At 39.7% G+C, this 17,563-nt stretch carries 16 protein-coding genes and 1 riboswitch; of the genes, 2 read left to right on the top strand and 14 right to left on the bottom strand.

Annotated elements, in window-relative coordinates; genetic code table 11:
- Positions 1-118: 118 nt before the first annotated feature.
- From BS1321_RS22395 to BS1321_RS22380, 4 genes are read right to left on the bottom strand one after another with little or no spacing between them, the layout of a single operon-like run.
- Complete coding sequence (locus BS1321_RS22395) at positions 119-883, bottom strand: LysM peptidoglycan-binding domain-containing protein (RefSeq protein WP_094246650.1); 765 nt, start codon at positions 881-883, stop codon at positions 119-121.
- Positions 861-1,487: a CPBP family intramembrane glutamic endopeptidase gene (locus tag BS1321_RS22390; protein WP_063233173.1), complete on the bottom strand. Its 627-nt coding sequence runs from the start codon at positions 1,485-1,487 to the stop codon at positions 861-863. The genes BS1321_RS22395 and BS1321_RS22390 overlap by 23 nt, the downstream gene beginning before the upstream one ends.
- On the bottom strand, positions 1,477-2,982 hold the full coding sequence (locus BS1321_RS22385; protein ID WP_063233172.1) for a RecQ family ATP-dependent DNA helicase: 1,506 nt from the start codon (positions 2,980-2,982) through the stop codon (positions 1,477-1,479). Before BS1321_RS22385 ends, BS1321_RS22390 begins: the two co-directional genes overlap by 11 nt.
- The gene (locus BS1321_RS22380) at positions 2,982-4,046 is read right to left on the bottom strand and encodes a YpbB family protein (protein ID WP_063233171.1); all 1,065 of its coding nucleotides are present in this window, start codon (positions 4,044-4,046) and stop codon (positions 2,982-2,984) included. The genes BS1321_RS22385 and BS1321_RS22380 overlap by 1 nt, the downstream gene beginning before the upstream one ends.
- A gap of 290 nt (positions 4,047-4,336) precedes the next feature.
- On the opposite strand from BS1321_RS22380, the gene BS1321_RS22375 reads away from it, so the two are divergent.
- The gene (locus tag BS1321_RS22375; protein ID WP_034308087.1) at positions 4,337-4,585 is read left to right on the top strand and encodes a ferredoxin; all 249 of its coding nucleotides are present in this window, start codon (positions 4,337-4,339) and stop codon (positions 4,583-4,585) included.
- 140 nt (positions 4,586-4,725) lie between these two features.
- Here the strand turns inward: BS1321_RS22375 and BS1321_RS22370 are convergent, their stop codons facing one another.
- The gene (locus tag BS1321_RS22370; RefSeq protein ID WP_063233170.1) at positions 4,726-5,307 is read right to left on the bottom strand and encodes an ECF transporter S component; all 582 of its coding nucleotides are present in this window, start codon (positions 5,305-5,307) and stop codon (positions 4,726-4,728) included.
- Positions 5,308-5,469: 162 nt separating this feature from the next.
- Positions 5,470-5,606: riboswitch (FMN riboswitch) on the bottom strand.
- 338 nt (positions 5,607-5,944) lie between these two features.
- Here BS1321_RS22370 and serA point away from each other — a divergent pair.
- Positions 5,945-7,519, top strand: a complete 1,575-nt coding sequence (serA, locus tag BS1321_RS22365; protein WP_063233169.1) for a phosphoglycerate dehydrogenase — start codon at positions 5,945-5,947, stop codon at positions 7,517-7,519.
- 102 nt (positions 7,520-7,621) lie between these two features.
- Here the strand turns inward: serA and BS1321_RS22360 are convergent, their stop codons facing one another.
- From BS1321_RS22360 to BS1321_RS22320, 9 genes are all read right to left on the bottom strand, one after another.
- On the bottom strand, positions 7,622-8,845 hold the full coding sequence (locus BS1321_RS22360; RefSeq protein ID WP_063233168.1) for a GerMN domain-containing protein: 1,224 nt from the start codon (positions 8,843-8,845) through the stop codon (positions 7,622-7,624).
- Complete coding sequence (gene sigX / locus BS1321_RS22355; RefSeq protein WP_063233187.1) at positions 8,817-9,371, bottom strand: RNA polymerase sigma factor SigX; 555 nt, start codon at positions 9,369-9,371, stop codon at positions 8,817-8,819. Before sigX ends, BS1321_RS22360 begins: the two co-directional genes overlap by 29 nt.
- A 218-nt stretch (positions 9,372-9,589) precedes the next feature.
- Positions 9,590-11,383 carry an ATP-binding protein gene (locus tag BS1321_RS22350; protein ID WP_063233167.1) on the bottom strand — a complete coding sequence of 598 codons (1,794 nt, stop codon included), beginning with the start codon at positions 11,381-11,383 and terminating at the stop codon, positions 9,590-9,592.
- Complete coding sequence (locus BS1321_RS22345; RefSeq protein WP_063233166.1) at positions 11,380-12,096, bottom strand: response regulator; 717 nt, start codon at positions 12,094-12,096, stop codon at positions 11,380-11,382. The genes BS1321_RS22350 and BS1321_RS22345 overlap by 4 nt, the downstream gene beginning before the upstream one ends.
- A gap of 295 nt (positions 12,097-12,391) precedes the next feature.
- Positions 12,392-13,570 carry a c-type cytochrome biogenesis protein CcsB gene (gene ccsB / locus BS1321_RS22340; RefSeq protein ID WP_063233165.1) on the bottom strand — a complete coding sequence of 393 codons (1,179 nt, stop codon included), beginning with the start codon at positions 13,568-13,570 and terminating at the stop codon, positions 12,392-12,394.
- Complete coding sequence (gene resB, locus BS1321_RS22335; protein WP_063233164.1) at positions 13,563-15,212, bottom strand: cytochrome c biogenesis protein ResB; 1,650 nt, start codon at positions 15,210-15,212, stop codon at positions 13,563-13,565. The genes ccsB and resB overlap by 8 nt, the downstream gene beginning before the upstream one ends.
- Before the next feature lie 18 nt (positions 15,213-15,230).
- Positions 15,231-15,761 carry a thiol-disulfide oxidoreductase ResA gene (resA, locus tag BS1321_RS22330; protein WP_063233163.1) on the bottom strand — a complete coding sequence of 177 codons (531 nt, stop codon included), beginning with the start codon at positions 15,759-15,761 and terminating at the stop codon, positions 15,231-15,233.
- A gap of 208 nt (positions 15,762-15,969) precedes the next feature.
- Positions 15,970-16,710: a 23S rRNA pseudouridine(2605) synthase RluB gene (gene rluB, locus BS1321_RS22325; protein ID WP_053535625.1), complete on the bottom strand. Its 741-nt coding sequence runs from the start codon at positions 16,708-16,710 to the stop codon at positions 15,970-15,972.
- A gap of 313 nt (positions 16,711-17,023) precedes the next feature.
- Positions 17,024-17,563 (bottom strand): spore maturation protein, encoded by a 540-nt coding sequence (locus BS1321_RS22320; protein WP_144478470.1) that lies wholly within the window; start codon positions 17,561-17,563, stop codon positions 17,024-17,026.

Raw genomic sequence — 17,563 nt, 5'->3', positions numbered from 1 at the left:
TCATGATATGAAAGAGTAGAGGAAAAAATGATAAAGTACCTATCACGTTTGCCTTCATACTGAACCAAGTCAAACAATTAAAAAACACCCTGCCTATAATAAAGACAGAGTGCCATCATTATTTCTTGATTGGAATTTTCAATACCTGACCTTTGGAAATTTCATTGCCATTCAGCCCATTCCACTCCCTGATCAGAGCAATCCCTTCCTGTGATTTGTAGTATTTCATGGAAATGCGAAATAATGTTTCTTCACCTTGAACAGTATGTAAAACAACTTTATAACTCTCTTTATCCGGTTTCGCGGCTTGAACATTTTCGGCAGCCTTTTTCTTTTCTGCTGCTGCCTTCTTTGCTTTTTCGTCAGCTATTTGCTGTGCTTTGGCTTTTTCCGCAGCTTCGTGCTCCGCTTTGGCCTTTTCCTCAGCTTCTTGCTCCGCTTTGGCCTTTTCTTCAGCTTCTTGCTCCGCTTTGGCCTTTTCTTCAGCTTCTTGCTCCGCTTTAGCTTTAGCCTCAGCTTCTTCTTTTTCTTTCTCAGCTCCAGCCTTTGCCGATTCTTTTTCCTTTAAATCATCTGCCGTTGCTGTAGTTGGAATCGATTCTTTATCTTCCTCTTTCAAAACGACTTGGTCACTTTTCGTAACAGGTACAGGCCTATCCTGCAGATATGTATAAAGGCTGTAAAATCCAATTGGAAGCAAAATAAAAAATAACGCTAATAATTGTATCATTGGGAACTTAATCTTCACTTTACTTTTTTTCTTTTTATTCTGGTGGACTTTGCTCCGCTTGGGCAATGATGACTTAGCCTTCTGACGTTCAATTCGCGAACGAAGTTCACCAGCCTGATCGTTTTCTTTTTCATTCTTTTGTACTCGGCTCATTCAAGTCACCCCCTTTCTTGCTAAACCCTCTTTGTTTTTTGTTCCTGATTAAAATACCAAGGATAAAGTCAATCAAAAAGTGGGCCGTTATCGTCACGATGATATTATTCGTCATTTCAAAAAGAAAACCGATAAAGAAGCTCAAAACCAAAACATTTAAAAATAAAAACCAATTAAAAAGGTAACGATAATGAACGGCTGCAAAAATGAGGCTGGTAAGAAGCAAACCAAAATGTGTTTGCAACACTCCACGGAATAATACTTCTTCACTTATCGCTACCACTAAAGCTACGACAAAAATCAACGGGTATGACAAATTACTGAAAATGCGTTCGTTAATACCACCATCATCCTGATAGGAAGATGGCGTCACTTTCATAAGCAATAAGTCAAATAACACGACAATGACTCCAGCGGGAATTCCAATCAGCAAAATGTTCAGGTCATCAAAGATAAATAAGTCGAAAAAAGCAGAACGGTCTTTAAATAAAATAATACCTAAAAAGATGGCTAACGTTAAGAGAATAATTTGTGTAAGAAATAAATTATATAGCAACTGTTTATCTGTAAGTTGTTTAATTATTTCTGCTTGCTTATTTTTCATTGCCATTTTCCTTTTTTAATAAGATATAAGCCAATTCCTTTTTCCACGTGGTAAAGGAATTGACCGGATCCACCTTGACTTCCGGCCATACATCAGCCATTTTTTCGGCATCCATCCCACAGATATCACAGCAGATGGGGTTTACTTCCCGATGCTTTTCTCCAAAGTAGTCCAGTATCCCTAAACGGCGACATTCCTGTGCATATATCCAGTGAAGGAATTTATGCAGCTTTTCTTGATTCCTTGATTTCCTCTCTTGACAATACTCTTTCATCTCTGCCACTTGATGTAAGTTATTGCCCGTAATAAACTGGGTAAAAAAACGCAGCTGGATTTCGTTCAAAGAAAAGGATTGAGAGAGCTGTTCTTGTTCTGAGAGGGTCAAATTCACCAGGATTTTTTGTGATGCATTTAGGAAAGAACATACACCATCGATTTGCGAATCCGTAGGCAACTGTTGCTCCATCAAATGAAGGGGAAGCCCTTCATCCCCTTCGCCATATAATAAGACAGCCACACTTTGCTTCCTATCCCGTCCCGCCCTGCCTATTTCCTGAAGATATGCTTCCATTGTCGATGGGAGATGAAAATGTATAACATATCTGACATCGGATTTATTCACACCCATTCCAAAAGCACTTGTTGCACATATAATTTTTAACTGGCCGGAAATGAATTGCTGCTGAATGAGCATCCTTTGTTCCTGTTCCATTCCACCGTGATAATAATTGACACTATCGATCCCGTTTTCCTGTAAAAACCCAGTGACCGATTCCGCCACTTTTTTAGAGGAAAAATAAATAATCCCACTTCCGGTAAATTTCCTGACAAGCTCCAGCACACGGGCTAGCTTCTCATCGTAGCTGAACATTCGCTCGACAATAATTGCAATATTTTCCCGATCAACAGATGAAACTGTTTCCTTGACCTGCCCAATGTTGAGTTTACCAACGATGTCCCTCCGGACCTCATCGGTTGCAGTTGCTGTCAGGGCAAGAGTCAACGGATTGTTCAATTCACGCCTCACTTCTCCTAAATTCAAATAATCCGGACGGAAATCATATCCCCATTGTGAGATGCAGTGTGCTTCATCTATGACGAACAAACCTATTTCTATGGATTTCAATGATTTTATCACTCCATCCAGGCTAAGCATTTCAGGAGATAAAAAGATAAAACGATAACTATGTAACCGGTCGAAAGCTTTCCTTTTTTGATTTAGCGTCAAAAAAGAGTTGAGCGTCAATACACTTTTTTCGCCACTCATCTTCAGCTGATCTGCCTGATCCTGCATTAATGATAATAACGGGGAGACAATTAGGACAGTCTTATTTAAAAGATAAGCCGGCAGCTGGTAACATAATGATTTACCTGATCCGGTCGGTAGCATCGCTAAAGTATGACGGCCGGACATCAATGATTCAACCACTTCCTTTTGTCCAGGACGGAATTCATCAAATCCGAATTTTTCTTTGAGGACTCGTTCTATATTCATCATCCATCACCTATTTTCGCAAGTACAAGTCTTATTTGGAAAAAGCTTATCTGTTTATTATCGACCATCTGCTTGATTGCTTTAAGCTTTTTCGTTCCAAGTTCCTTAATAGCTTCATCAATTTCCCTCTCATCCTCGATAGACACATAATCTGAAATCGGAAAACTCTTGTCAGATAAAACAATTTCTACGAGGTGATCTTCGATGGTGTTGACTTTCAATCTACGGATTTCGGCTATTTCGCCCAAATTTTTCCCTTCCTGGATGTATCGTAAAGTAGTCTGTGTAGATTGTGTCAAATGAGGATTCCCACTTCTTTTCCAATCATTGGTTAATGTGGACAAGAGAGGGTAATCCTTTCCCGATTCCATTTCTGCAAGCATTTGATGCAATGAGTCAAGGAATGTAAAGCGAACATACTCTTCTTCTACATCCTTCCTTTTTGCAATCTGTTCAAACGTAAGTCCAATCCTGTTTATCCCAGTTAATTTCAAAATGAAAATGTCTCGTTTCATATCACTTTGACTTTCTAAAAGGGATATCAGTTCATCATATAGATGTTGGGCAATCAAGGCTCGATCCTGACGATTGGCATGTAAAAATTCCTTAACGAAGAATTGGATTTTGGGATTTCGTTGTATCGGATAAAAACGTCTTTCATTGTGGACAATATGGGATATGGTTTGAATGAGTAAGTTTAACCTTCCCCAGAAAACCGGGGTGATATTGTGATACTTCCAACCATTTATATACGTCGGAAATGGATTATTTTTAAAGTAATCGACTAACATTCCCTCACCTTGCAAACTAATTTCATATGCATCTGATTTATCCGTTAAATTAATCAAGTCATGCTTAAGTAAATGTTCAATGTTTTGATTTAATTGCTGACGGGTAAATCGAGGTATTGTCCCAAATATATCCGTTAACCCGAATAAATGGGCATCCTGGATTGTTTGTGACGATTTCTTCCCCTGCAGCATATGGTATATAGCATAAATGGAACGCTCGCCTTGAAATTTTTTTATTGCATATAGAATGATGGCCTGTAGATAATTATTCATGGGACTCACATCCTTGCTTCATTTAACCAATAAACCCATTGTAACAAAAAACTGCAAAAATCGCCGTTATTATTGCTGAATACAAGGGAAATTATGTGACTAAATGACGAACCAAGGAAAGAACCAAGTTAATTATTTCAATGTTTTTTGTTGACATTCAGCTACATGATAGTCATTATCAATACAATTTCTATTGAAAAGTTTGGCATTCGGTCTTACAATAAGAAAGAGATAATAATCTGAAATAAAAAGATTATCAGTTGTTAATCAACTTAGGAGGGGTTATATTCATGGCTAAATTTACTATTGTGGATAAAGAAACATGCATAGCTTGTGGAGCTTGCGGAGCAGCGGCACCAGATATATATGATTACGATGACGAAGGGATTGCATTTGTTACCCTTGACGATAACGAGGGAATCGTTGAAATTCCAGATGTACTAATAGATGACATGATGGATGCATTTGAAGGATGCCCAACGGATTCTATTAAAGTTGCTGACGAGGCATTTGACGGAGATGCACTAAAGTTCGAATAGAGGTACAAGCCATTTTCAATCGAGAATGGCTTTTCTTTTTGCCAAAGTCGCATTACATGTTCTCATACAAAAATTATATAGACATAAAAAACAACCGAATATGGATATCCGGTTGTTTTTTATGTCTATCGTCAATGCCTTTAAGCATTTTTATATAATGTTTGCTTATTGATCCATGTCTGTAATTTAATGAACAGCAACATGAATACAGATGTGATGAGCACGCCTTTTATCACGTTAAAAGGCAAGATTGCCGTAGTAACGAACTTTCTTGACTCGGGTGCCGACATTGCATCCCATCCCATAAAGAATGTATAAGCCGGTAAAAAGACAAAATAGTTTAAAACACTCATGAATACTGCCATGGAAACTGTCCCCGCAAGTAAAGCGAACGTCATCCCTTTTTTTGAATTGATTTTCTGAAAAACATAATAAGTTGGCAAGACGAACAGTATTCCGGCTATAAAGTTAGCGATATGCCCCACAGGTACAGCAGTCAAGGTCCCTGTCATGACTAAATCCAATAGGTTTTTAATGAACTCGACTAGAATTCCAGCCATCGGACCGAAAATCAATGCCGCCATCAGTGCTGGTATGTCGCTAAAATCAACATTGAGAAAAGGCGGGAATCCTGGAAACGGGAAATTTAAAAGCATCAATAAATAAGAAATGCTTCCCATCATGGCAAGTGTGACCGTTTTTTTCACTTTGTTCTTTTTCATAGTTCTCTCTCCTTCTTTTCCGATCTACCTGAAAAAGAGGTTAGGGTTCCAAAATGTTGATGCTCAATAAAAAACCTTTAATTCCAATAGAATTAAAGGGATAAATTAAAGGTTACATCAAACAAACGTTCAGCAAATAACTGTTGAAACGCACTCAGGAACCTCCATCTTCTCCCATCCAGACTATACTGTCGGCTTTGGAATCACACCAAATCCTGCCTTGTAAGGCTCGCGGGCTTAGAAGAAGAGATTCCTTCATCACCGCCGGTGGGGAATTGCGCCCCGCCCCGAAGATAGACCTATAAAATTTTTTATACTTCCCATTATATCTGAAATCCCTTTTTTTTGATAGCATTTTTTCTCAGTTGATGCTTTTAGAATGAATATCGATCGTCACAGTGAATGGCTTAAAACACATAGTGATATACAAAATGTCAATTCTAACTAATGAAAATTTTTTTTGTATTGCGTAAACTAAGACGAAGCCATTTATATCGCGACATTAAACAATTGATCAGATGATAATCTTTTTATTAAGCGCTTACATACAGATAAGCCAAATTGACATAAACAGCATTTCAATTGTAAAATTAACTGAAATTTAAGATAATTCTTTTCCCTAGGAAGGTGTTTAGACGTGTATCGGATTTTAGTAGCAGACGCCATTAAACCAGAAGGACTCGGACCGCTATCAGAGGCATCCAATATTCATCTCATTCAGAAGACCGTAGAGGAAGCTGCAAACGAACTTGATCAGATCGATGCAATTCTTGTGAGAAGTGCAACGAAGGTTTCGGAAGATTTAATGAACCGTATGCCGCAGTTAAAAATTATAGCACGCGCCGGTGTCGGTGTTGATAACATAGACATCCCCGCGGCTACAAAACGCGGGATTGTCGTGGTTAATGCACCTGACGGCAATACTATTTCAACAGCTGAACATACATTCGCCATGATGGCTTCATTAATGCGCCACATTCCGCAAGCTTATGCTTCACTGAAGAATGGGGAGTGGAAACGTTCTTCATATACGGGAACTGAACTTCGTGGTAAAACATTAGGTATAGTTGGCTTTGGACGTATCGGAGGGGAAATTGCCAAACGTGCTAAAGTGTTTGGCATGGATGTCATTGTCTATGATCCGTTCCTGACTGTCGATCGTGCAAAGAAAATGTCCGTAATGGCCCTGCCATTAGATGAATTGCTTCCTAAAGCAGACATCATTACTGTTCATACACCACTAACGAATGAAACTAGAGGATTAATCAATAAAGAAAAACTGCTTACCTGTAAAAAAGGGGTTTATGTACTGAACTGCGCCCGTGGTGGAATTCTAGACGAAGATGATTTATATGAAATGTTAGTTGAAGGACATGTTGCAGGGGCTGCACTGGACGTTTTCGTCGAAGAACCTCCAATTGGCCATAAACTCCTTGAACTGGATAGCGTCATTGCTACACCGCATCTAGGTGCTTCCACAAAAGAAGCCCAATTAAATGTTGCCGTACAGGTTGCCCAAGAAGTATTGACCTATTTCGAAGGAAATCCAGTCTCAAGTTCAATCAACCTTCCAGCCATATCTAAAGAAGTGTTTGAAAAGGTACAGCCATTCTATCAACTTGTTCAGCAAATGGGATCCATTGCTTCTCAGTGCATGAATGAAGGGATTCAGGAAATCTCCGTTACGTATGCAGGGGAATCATTGGATTTCGATACAGCAATTCTTACAAAAAGTCTAATCTCTGGCTTTTTCAGATCAAGAGTTGATGCATCAGTCAATGAAGTGAATGCCTTGTTGATCGCAAAAGAGCGTGGCATAACCGTTGGTGAAAAAATCTCTGCGGACTCTTTAGGTTACTCGAATTTGATCAGCCTTAAAGTAAAAGGTGATAACCGTGAATTAACAATCAGTGGGACCTATATCGAAAATTACGGTTCTCGGATTGTAAGTTTGAATGGTTTCAAAATCGACTTTCATCCAGAATCGAATTTACTTTATATCCAGCATACCGATAAACCTGGTGTAATCGGTAACGTAGGTAAGGTCTTAGGTGATCACGGAGTGAATATCGCCACCATGCAGGTTGGCCGAAAAGAAGCTGGCGGGGAAGCCATCATGGTTTTGAGCTTTGATTTACCATTAGAAGACAACATGAAACAATTTTTAATGGAAACAGAAGAAATTACATTCATGGCCCGTATTTCATTATAAGAAGAAAAAAGTGCCCGTAAGCGCGGGCACTTTTTCTATGAATGCAAGGGGCTTATACCAACCATAGACTGGGTGTTTTTAACGCACCATCATATAGTTGCATCAATTCACTTGGTTCGGTGCTTTGGGCACCAATATATCTTCAGTTAAATTCAGCTGGCCTACCTCTTCAATAGGAGCATTTTCAAACTTCACTTTTTCAAAACCAAAATCCTTAGCTATGAAGAGTATGGCTTCTAAAGCTTGAAGGGATTCCTCATTATTTTCAATGGCAGCTTGATCTGATAATTGAATGATCACAAGATCTCCATCAGAGCTTATCCTTTCCCATTTCAGGTCATGCGGGATTGCAGGTGAAATCCCCTCGATGTCCGCCTCCCCTTTTCCAGCTTGCAGCGCCTCCTCAAAGTCCTGATAACCCATATTGCTTGGAACAAGGAACCTTGGGGAGGTCTTATCCCTTTGGTATAGAAGGTATGTGCGATTTTTTTGATGAGGTATATCCTCCTCCTTTAAATATCCCGCATGCGCAAACATGGCACCTTGCTTACCACCTGTAGAAAATGTCATTTTCTCTATATTGGTATAGGAAAGCGTTTCCTCCATCGAATGGAGAAAAAGGGTATCTTCGTCCAATAATTGGCTTTTTTCTTGAAAATCAATATTAGCAGTGGTCATATCGTTTCCTTGGCTAACCTTTATATCAAGTGGAAAATAATCAGATAGCCCATATTGCTCTTCATCGATTTCGGACATTTGATTAACTAACTGATTCAGCGTATCACTTTCGTCATAATGTTTGAGTTTAATTGAAATGGGAACGATGAAATTCATTTGATCATCTGGGACACCCATCGTAATGATCGATGCATTTTTAAGGTCATCTTGATAGATTGCTTGTGCAAATGTTTTTTCCTTTCCCCTTTTTCGAGGTTCCATTTCTGAAACCTTGTCTTTAGATTCGATTTCCGCTTGCTTACTCGAAAACTCTTGATTATACTGTTTATCTTCTGAAGGATTTTCTTTGTTACTTGCATCCTGCTGTTCAAGATCTGCCATTTCCTTATTTTCAGATATGGATAATTTCCCACTACTGCCGCTGCCCTCTTGACTTGTCGTTCCTTTTTTATCAATAATTATCGAAGATGCCAAAACAACCATTAAGAATAAGGAGGCAACACCCGCAATTAGTGGTATCCAGTGTTTCTTTCTCTTCTTTTCATGTATTCTCGCAAACACCTCTGCCTTGGTTCGGTCATCTTTTAATTTCGGAAGCTCGCGTAGCATGTCTTCAATTTCATTTTCTTTCCAACGGGTTCTTCTCAATGCGGTGGTCCTCCTTTCCTGATAATTCTTCCATCAACTTTTTGATTGCCTTCAAAGCACGGTGCTGGGTCGTTTTTACCTTACTTTCACTCCAATTCAATACTTCAGCAGTTTCCGTAATGGACAATCCCTGAATATATCGTAAAATGATGACGGATCTTTGATCGACGGTACACCGGTTTAAGCATTGATAAATATCTTGCATTTCATCGTTCATGATAGCCACTTCTTCGGGAATGGGCTCTTTATCTATTATCAATTGCCTATCCCAATCAAAGTTAGGAAAGATTTTGTCTTTCCACCCTTTTTGTTTCCGAAAGTAATCTATCGTCACATTTCTTGCAATCGAATACATCCACGTTTTTTCACTGCTTTTTCCTTCGAAGCGTTCATAGGCCTTCATTACCCGGATATAAACCTCCTGAACAAGGTCCTCAGCCGTTTCTCGATTTTTAGTCATATAAAAAATGAATTGATAAATTTCCTGATGATATTTTTCATAAAGATCGTGGAAAACGGAATCCATCATTTCCCCACATCCGTTCATAAATATAGTCGTCAATCCTAAATAAAAGTTACATACCTCGGCTTCAATCTTATTATAACATTCCGTTAATTTCCACTTATCAAGGACTTCTTATCTTGTATCCTAAAAAAAAACAAAGACAAGTTGGAAAGAAATCCAATTGCCTTTGTCTTCTCAGTTCCTTATGAAACAAGATTTTTTGGCATGCCACCCGTCATTCATTCAGCATTTTCCATAATTCGAGGCAGAATAAAACTGAACGTCGTCCCTTTATTAGGTAAACTGTTTACCGAAATGTAGCCATCATGGGCATTGATTATATTTTTTACGATTGCCAAACCCAATCCGGTACCCGAACGGCCGCGGGTCCTTGCTTTATCCGCTTTATAAAACCTCTCGAATACAAAAGGTAAATCTTCTTCGGGAATTCCAGATCCAGAATCCCTCACATCAATGATCAGACCCCTTCGATCACTTGTCCTCTGAATGACATCAATGTTACCGCCTGGAGGAGTATGACGGATTGCATTATCAATTAAATTGGTCAAAACCTGTTCAATACGGTCGGGATCGAAATGCCATTCGATTTGATTGTCTTGCAGACTGGCTGATATTGTAATCCCTTTTTCTTTGGCTAGTCCGGAAAACTTACTTGTAATCCTCTTTAAATAAGGCGAAATAGGTACACATTCATAGCTAAGGGTCATTTTACCCGATTCCAATTTAGCTAGATCGAGAAGATCATTGACTAAACGACCCATTCTCAAAGACTCATCATAGATGATGCGGGCCATTTCCACCTTTTCCTCTTCACTGCTCGCAATGTCATCCACGATCGCTTCACTATAACCTTGCAACATTGAAATTGGCGTTCTTAACTCATGGGAGACATTCGCTATGAAATCCGTCCTAAGTTTGTCCATACGCCTTTCATCACTCATATCCCGTATGATGGCCACCGCTCCGCGAATATTGTCGGCATTTGTATATAGCGGACTGACAATAAATCCCCAATCACGGCCCTGCAAGGTGATTTCACCGACTTGCTCCTTATCGAAGGACTCTGATTCATCAAATAGATTCATCAAAACCAAGGGGACATTCACGTCATCTTCCCGGTTAAAGCCCTTTTCAAAGTACCAAGATTGCAGAAACCTTTCCGCTGGCGGATTCGTTTCCAGAATTGTGCCATCTTTATTGAAGGTAATGACCCCATCAGCCATACTGCTAAGGATGCTTGAGAGATGTTCCTTTTCCTGACTAAGTGCATTCATATTGAATTTCAGTTGCTTCCTCATCTGATTAAACGCTATGGCCAACTCACCGATCTCATCTTGAGTCAGAATCGGGACCTTCGTATCAAATTTCCCCCGGGCAATCGCTAGCGCTGCTTCCCTCATCTTCACCAATGGGGCATTGATTCTTGTAGATAAAAAGAAAGCAAAAATCGTTGTCAAAATAATGGCGATGCCCGCTGCCAATAAAATGAACTGTGTAGTGGATTTTGTGGTTTCTTCCATGGACTCCAACGATTGAAATAGGAAAACTTCATCTTGTTCCCCGTTCAATTCAAGTGGAATGCCTACAACGATTGCGGATAATTCCTCGTTACCTGCATCATCGGATAATGCCATTTCTTTTTTTACAGTCTTTCTTTCCGTAAAAACCTTGAGCAATTCAGAATCATTTTTAATGGATTCCGGCGTGATTTCAAACTCATTATCTCCTCCGATGGACGAGAATACCATTTTGTCATCATTAAGAATGATCATTTTCGTTTCGTTGCCTATTAATTCCGAAGCTATTTGTAAAACCTCGTTGCTGGATCCCTGATGTTCATTGGTTACCTTAATGATTTGTTCAGCCGTTTTGGTTAAATCATTTTCAATATTTTCAATTTGGAAATTCTCAAAGAATTCGACCAGCAGAACTGTTAAAACGATTAATACAAACGACACGAGCAACAGGATCGTTGCCCATAGCTTCCCTACAACACTGCCCCATAGCATCAGTCATTAATGACTTCGAACTTGTAACCTACACCCCAAACGGTGACAATCATCTTGGCTGCGTTTTCGGATATGCGGTTTAATTTTTCACGTAAGCGTTTAACATGCGTGTCTACAGTTCGAAGATCTCCAAAGAATTCATAGTGCCAGACTTCTTTTAACAATTGCTCCCGATCGTAAACCTTATCTGGGGATTTCGCCAAGAAGTATAATAATTCATATTCTTTTGGTGTTAATGAAACCTCTTTGTCATCAGCAAGTACACGGTGTGCATCATTATCTATGGTTAGATGCGAGAAGACGATCACATCTTTTGCCGTCGTTTCCGTCTGCATATAACTTGTGCTTGAAGAGCGACGTAATAAAGCTTTGACCCTTAACACGACTTCACGAGGACTGAACGGCTTCACGATATAATCATCGGTCCCCACTTCGAACCCTTGTACGCGGTTCACTTCTTCCCCTTTAGCAGTCAGCATGATAATCGGTGTCGTTTTCTTTTCCCTTAATTCACGGCAAACTTCGATTCCATCTTTACCAGGCATCATAATATCCAATAAAATTAAATCATAATCATTTTCAAGGGCTTTCGTTAAAGCCATATCTCCATTTTCAGCTTCATCGATTATGTATTCTTCCCTTTCCAAATACATCTTTAGCAGCCGGCGGATTCTTTCCTCATCATCCACCACGAGAATTTTAATAGCATTATACATTATGTAATCAGCCTCCTATCATATATTCTACAAAATGAAAACTTCCATGACTAATAATTTTTCCTTATAAAGTACGATAAAGGGCCATTTTCACATAGCTTCCATGAACCTTTCACTATTTTGTCACAAAAAAAGTCTTCTACCGCTCACTAAGAGTTCATACATGCTATTTCACCGAAATATTCTTATTAAAGGGAGTGACGGAAAAAGGGATCATTCTCTAGAAAAATCGATAAGCCAACTCCTCGACGTTTCTATCAAAAGACCCCCTTCATCTAAATATTACAATACAGAATCAAGCATATGAATGCAAACCAGCAATTACAAGATTAACGAATATCAGGTTAAACATTATGATGGCAAAACCGATGACGGCAAGCCAAGCTGATTTTTCCCCTTGCCACCCCTTTGACATGCGCAGATGCAAGAAAGCCGCATAAAACAACCAAGTAACCAGTGCCCAGACCTCTTTCGGATCCCAGCCCCAGAATCGTGTCCAGGCCACTTGAGCCCAGATCATTGCAAAAATGAGGGCACCGAGTGTAAAGATCGGAAAACCGATAAGGACAGAACGATAACTAATCTCGTCCAATAAATTCAAATTCACATTTTTAACGATCGGTTTAATCAATGCTGCCACTCTTTTGCGAGCAATCAACCTTATTAAACCATACAGGACGAGTCCCATACCGACTGACCAAAGTACAGTATTCAGTTTCTTAGCATTGATCAGTGCAGGCATGTCCAACAGTGGTTCAAATCGATCCGTCTCGATAAGTTTCCCTTCATTGGGTCCTACCAATGCCGGTAGGTTGAATTCCTGTTTGACCTCGGCACCATGTTTATCGACCCAATCAAAATTCGACTTATAATCCATGGCAGCAAAAGAAGAAGTGCTGATGACGAAACCGATGGTGCAGACTAATATGAACATGATGACTTCAAGCCAGAACGTTCTTTTGCTTGATTGTGTCTGATCGACGAATTTGATTAAATAAATGATGGCAGTAACGAAACTTATGGCAAGGATCGACTGTCCTGCCGCTGCAGTCGTTACATGAATATGAAGCCAATCACTCTGCAAAGCAGGAATGAGTGGCGAAATTTCTGTAGGGAACATACTTGCATATGCGATTATCAATAACGCAATCGGTAAAGCGAATAGCCCAAGGGCAGGTGTTTTATAAAGAAAATAAATTAATATGAAAGCACCGACCAGCATCATTCCGAAAAAGGTCGTAAATTCAAACAGGTTACTTACCGGGGCATGGCCGGCAGCAATCCATCTAGTGATGAAATACCCAATTTGCGCCGCGAAACCGAGAATGGTGATGAAAATGCCCAGTTTAGCCCATCTGTTTTGTTTCTTTTCCTCCTCTCCGCGTTTATCCTTGATCGATCCCCCAAATAAAAAGGTAGCGATCAGATATAATAAGAAAGCTGCATATAAAAAGTTACTGCTTAATTCAGCCATTTAAAACTTCCCCCTTACTAGAAGATTTCTCCTCTTCAAGTTGATCCATTGGTTCGGAAAGTGATGTCGATTCTATCGCTTGTTTTATATCTCTTTTAATACCGTGCCAGTTTTTGTTTGTATGGCCGGCCATTAATATCTCATCATCTTTCCTCTTAATCCATATACGCCGGTGATTCCAATAAGACCCTTGGACAACGCCGATCATGAAAATGATACCACCCGTGAATAGGATCCAAAGCGTTAAATCCTTCCTGACGGTCAAAGCCGTGACATCTTGGGTTTCCACACCATTAAAAGCCATTTTATAAGTGTTTTCCCCTAAAGGCTCCACAGTCTCCTTAATCGCTACGAAACTGACTTCACCCTCTGGCTTATCCGGAGTATGCATTTTAAAGATAAATGCTGGATTATTCGGAATTTTCGATATCGTTCTAGGTTCGCCTTTTTCATCGAACTCGAAATCGGGGAAGTAACTGATCAAGTCAACGGAATATCCTTCTTTCAACTCGTATTTCTTTTGAGGATTATTCAAATCAACCTTTAAGCTTCCATATTTCTCTTCGGTTTTTTTATTTATCAAATTAAAAGCCATCGTACTGAGCTCATCCAGTTTATAGTCTACTTGGTAGAGGGCATAATGATCATGTTTCAGAGGTTCATTGACTTTGATTTTATAATCTTTAAGCTTATCAAGGTCCACTTTTTCCCCTGGTAAGGTTTCTCCCTTGCGCTCATACAACGTAACATCGGATTGATAGGTTTTTGCGATCGTACCGGTTTTATCAATTGCAGCACTGTACTGCTCATCTTCTTCATTCTCTTTGTCATACACCTCTAAGGTAAATTCATTATTCTGGAGGTAATATTCACCATTTGTACCCGGAATTTCTTTTCTCTCGCCTTCACGCAGCCAAAGTACTTTGTCGATATACATCCCAGGGACGGAACGCAATAATGCTCCAATTAAGAAAATGATAAGTCCAATATGGTTTACATAGGGTCCCCAACGTGAAAAACGACCCTTTTCGGCAAGTATATGACCGTTTTCCTCTCGTATATGATAACGCTGCCTTTTTAGTCTATCCTTTACTTCTTCAAGGTTTATATCTTGGTCTTCAAGCTTTGTCACCCCATAAATCCGCTGACGTTTCATGAAACCGTCATGACGTGTGACCCCTTGTTTTTTTAACGATCGATATAATGGAAAGAACCGATCGATACTGGCAATCAATAGTGATATGCCCAGCATGCCTATGATAATCAAATACCACCATGAACTATACAAGTTATGAAACCCGAGTTCATAATACACCATTCCGAACCAGCCGTATTCCTGTTCATAATGCTCTGCAGGCGTAGCTGTTGAAGGGATGTACATTTCCTGAGGTAAAATCGTCCCGATAGCTGAAGCGATCAAGGCAATGACAATGAGCGTCACCCCTACCTTAACGGAAGAAAAGAAGTTCCATATTTTATCGATGATCGTTTTTTTATATGTTTGTGAACGCCTGGCACTTCCTTCATATCTCATATCAATAAGCTTGTTTTCTTTTTCGTTACCAAGCACCATCCCGCATTTCCCACAAATCTTTGTGCCAAACGGATTTATATGACCACAATCGCATTTTACTTCTTTCATGTCAAAAACTCCCCAATATTATGGTTTAATTCTCTCCATATGCTTTTGGATGCTCTCTTCTGTCAAAGCTCCGGTGATGGTATCTATCACTTTCCCCTCTTTATCAACCAAAAAGGTGACAGGCAATATATCCACGCGATAAGCATTTTCCACTTCCCTACCTTTATCGATCATGACAGGAAAGGTTAGATCATGCTTTGTAATGAAATTATTGACAGCATAGTCAGATTCCCCGACATTAACCGCCAATATTTCAACGCCCTGATCTTTAAAGTTTTTATATTGATTTTCCATATAAGGCATTTCATATTCACACGGCTTGCAATATGTACCCCAAAAATTCAGGAAGACGCCTTTTCCCTTGTAATCGGAAAGTTTATGCTCTTTGCCTTCCATATCAGTCAAAACGAAATTGGGTGCATCGGATCCTTTTCTCAGACTTTCATTCTTATCTTTAGTGAAGTTCGTATAAAGGGCAAACACTAAAGCTGCACCTAAAAGCAGGAGAATGATGGTTCTACTAATTAGGCGTCGCTTCTTTTTATCCATAGAAATCCTCCTAAGGCCACACTAAATTTAACCATACCATTATACCATTTAACGCCATGTCCTTTTTATTTACATTTCTGAAGGTTTTGTGACATTCTTTCCCGATTCATGAAGGAAAAGGTATTTACAGGTTGTTTTCCACCACCTATTCTTCCAGGGGAAGAATGGGGTAGTGGTTTCAACCTATTAATACAGGAAAAATTCTTTCTTACATTCTCCGCTGTTTAGGTTCGGTCGTTGCTAAAGTCCGCATTAATTTAACTTCATGTGGAGTCAGCTCCCGGGAATCTCCTGCTGTTAAACCGTCCAAGGTCAAGAAACCATATTGTTCCCTCTTCAATTTAATGACGGGATGGCCAATTGCTTCGAACATCCGGCGGACTTGCCTGTTCCTGCCTTCATGTATTGTGATTTCAACTATCGCCGTTTCCTTTTTCTTGTCGGTAGACAATACCCTTGTCTTGGCTGGTGCGGTCTTGCCATCCTCCAACTTGATACCTTTATCCAACTTTTTCAAGCTTTCACGCAAAGGCATCCCTTTCACTTTTGCCACATACACTTTATCCACTTCATGCTTCGGATGCATTAACGTGTTTGCAAATTCCCCGTCATTGGTTAAAATCAACAAGCCCGAAGTATCGTAATCCAAGCGGCCAACTGGATAAATCCGTTCATTAATGTAAGGGAAATAGTCCGTTACGACTTTTCTATTCTTATCATCAGAAACTGCTGAAATGACGCCACGCGGTTTATAAAATAGGAAATAAACCGGGGCTTCTTTTTCAAGCGGGACTTCATTAACCTCAACTTTATCATTAGGCCCAACTTTCACACCTAATTCCTTCACTACTTTGCCGTTCACTTTTACCTTACCTTCTAAAATCAACTCTTCTGCTTTACGGCGGGAAGCCAGTCCAGCATGTGCTATAACCTTTTGTAATCGTTCCATCTATCTTCACCCCATAGTATAATCATTCGTTTGTTATTGTCTATACATACACAATCATACAATTATTACATATTGAGAAGCAAAAACAAAAGGTTTTTCGCGATTAAGAGCTTTTCTTTTATTATTACACCAATAATGGGACGGTTAAATGGGTTGGTTTCCATAATGAGTGTAACATAGCTTATTTTTCCATACAAAAAAATGTTTCTTTTAGATGAAAGTTTGAATCCGCTTAAAAATGGAGAGCGTAACATAGCGTTGTTTAAGAAAAAAGACAAAAAAAAAAGAAATGGAATCGCCCATTTCCCTACCTTTAATTCATACCGAAAACCAGTGTGACGACGACCACGGCAGCTATGATTCCGATCAAGTCCGCCAAAAGACCGACCTTAAGGGCATCTCCCATTTTTTTGATCCCGACTGCTCCAAAATAAACGGTCAATACATAGAAGGTGGTATCTGTACTTCCCTGAATCGTGGCAGCCAAGCGCCCAATAAAGGAATCCGGTCCATAAACAGATATCAGGTCGCTGGTTATTCCTAAAGCGGCTGTTCCGGATATTGGTCTAATAATCGCAAGGGGTAAAACCTCAGACGGAAAATGAAGAAGGGAAAGCAAGGGGTTCAGTGATTGTACAATGAAATCCAAGGCCCCTGATGCCCTAAATACTGAAATCGCCACAAGCATCCCTACCAGGAAAGGGATGAGGGAAAAAGACATGCTGATTCCTTCTTTCCCCCCCTCAACGAAGGTCTCATAGGTGGGAACTCTTTTCAATGTGCCATACAGTAATATACAGAGGATCAAAATCGGTATCATCCAAATTGAAATGGTGGTCATCCAGTGCAACAT

This window comes from Peribacillus simplex NBRC 15720 = DSM 1321 (assembly GCF_002243645.1).
In the GTDB taxonomy this organism is placed as follows: domain Bacteria; phylum Bacillota; class Bacilli; order Bacillales; family DSM-1321; genus Peribacillus; species Peribacillus simplex.
Note: the sequence above shows the minus strand (reverse complement) of the source record. Positions and strands in the feature narration are given on the sequence as shown.

Excerpts from the sequence above, each read along its gene's own strand:
- BS1321_RS22395 (WP_094246650.1), bottom strand. The coding sequence starts at position 883 with ATGAGCCGAGTACAAAAGAATGAAAAAGAAAACGATCAGGCTGGTGAA.
- BS1321_RS22390 (WP_063233173.1), bottom strand. The coding sequence starts at position 1,487 with ATGAAAAATAAGCAAGCAGAAATAATTAAACAACTTACAGATAAACAG.
- BS1321_RS22385 (WP_063233172.1), bottom strand. The coding sequence starts at position 2,982 with ATGAATATAGAACGAGTCCTCAAAGAAAAATTCGGATTTGATGAATTC.
- BS1321_RS22380 (WP_063233171.1), bottom strand. The coding sequence starts at position 4,046 with ATGAATAATTATCTACAGGCCATCATTCTATATGCAATAAAAAAATTT.
- BS1321_RS22375 (WP_034308087.1), top strand. The coding sequence starts at position 4,337 with ATGGCTAAATTTACTATTGTGGATAAAGAAACATGCATAGCTTGTGGA.
- BS1321_RS22370 (WP_063233170.1), bottom strand. The coding sequence starts at position 5,307 with ATGAAAAAGAACAAAGTGAAAAAAACGGTCACACTTGCCATGATGGGA.
- sigX (WP_063233187.1), bottom strand. The coding sequence starts at position 9,371 with ATGGATTCCGTTTTCCACGATCTTTATGAAAAATATCATCAGGAAATT.
- BS1321_RS22345 (WP_063233166.1), bottom strand. The coding sequence starts at position 12,096 with ATGTATAATGCTATTAAAATTCTCGTGGTGGATGATGAGGAAAGAATC.
- ccsB (WP_063233165.1), bottom strand. The coding sequence starts at position 13,570 with ATGGCTGAATTAAGCAGTAACTTTTTATATGCAGCTTTCTTATTATAT.
- resB (WP_063233164.1), bottom strand. The coding sequence starts at position 15,212 with ATGAAAGAAGTAAAATGCGATTGTGGTCATATAAATCCGTTTGGCACA.
- resA (WP_063233163.1), bottom strand. The coding sequence starts at position 15,761 with ATGGATAAAAAGAAGCGACGCCTAATTAGTAGAACCATCATTCTCCTG.
- rluB (WP_053535625.1), bottom strand. The coding sequence starts at position 16,710 with ATGGAACGATTACAAAAGGTTATAGCACATGCTGGACTGGCTTCCCGC.
- BS1321_RS22320 (WP_144478470.1), bottom strand. The coding sequence starts at position 17,563 with ATGTTGCACTGGATGACCACCATTTCAATTTGGATGATACCGATTTTG.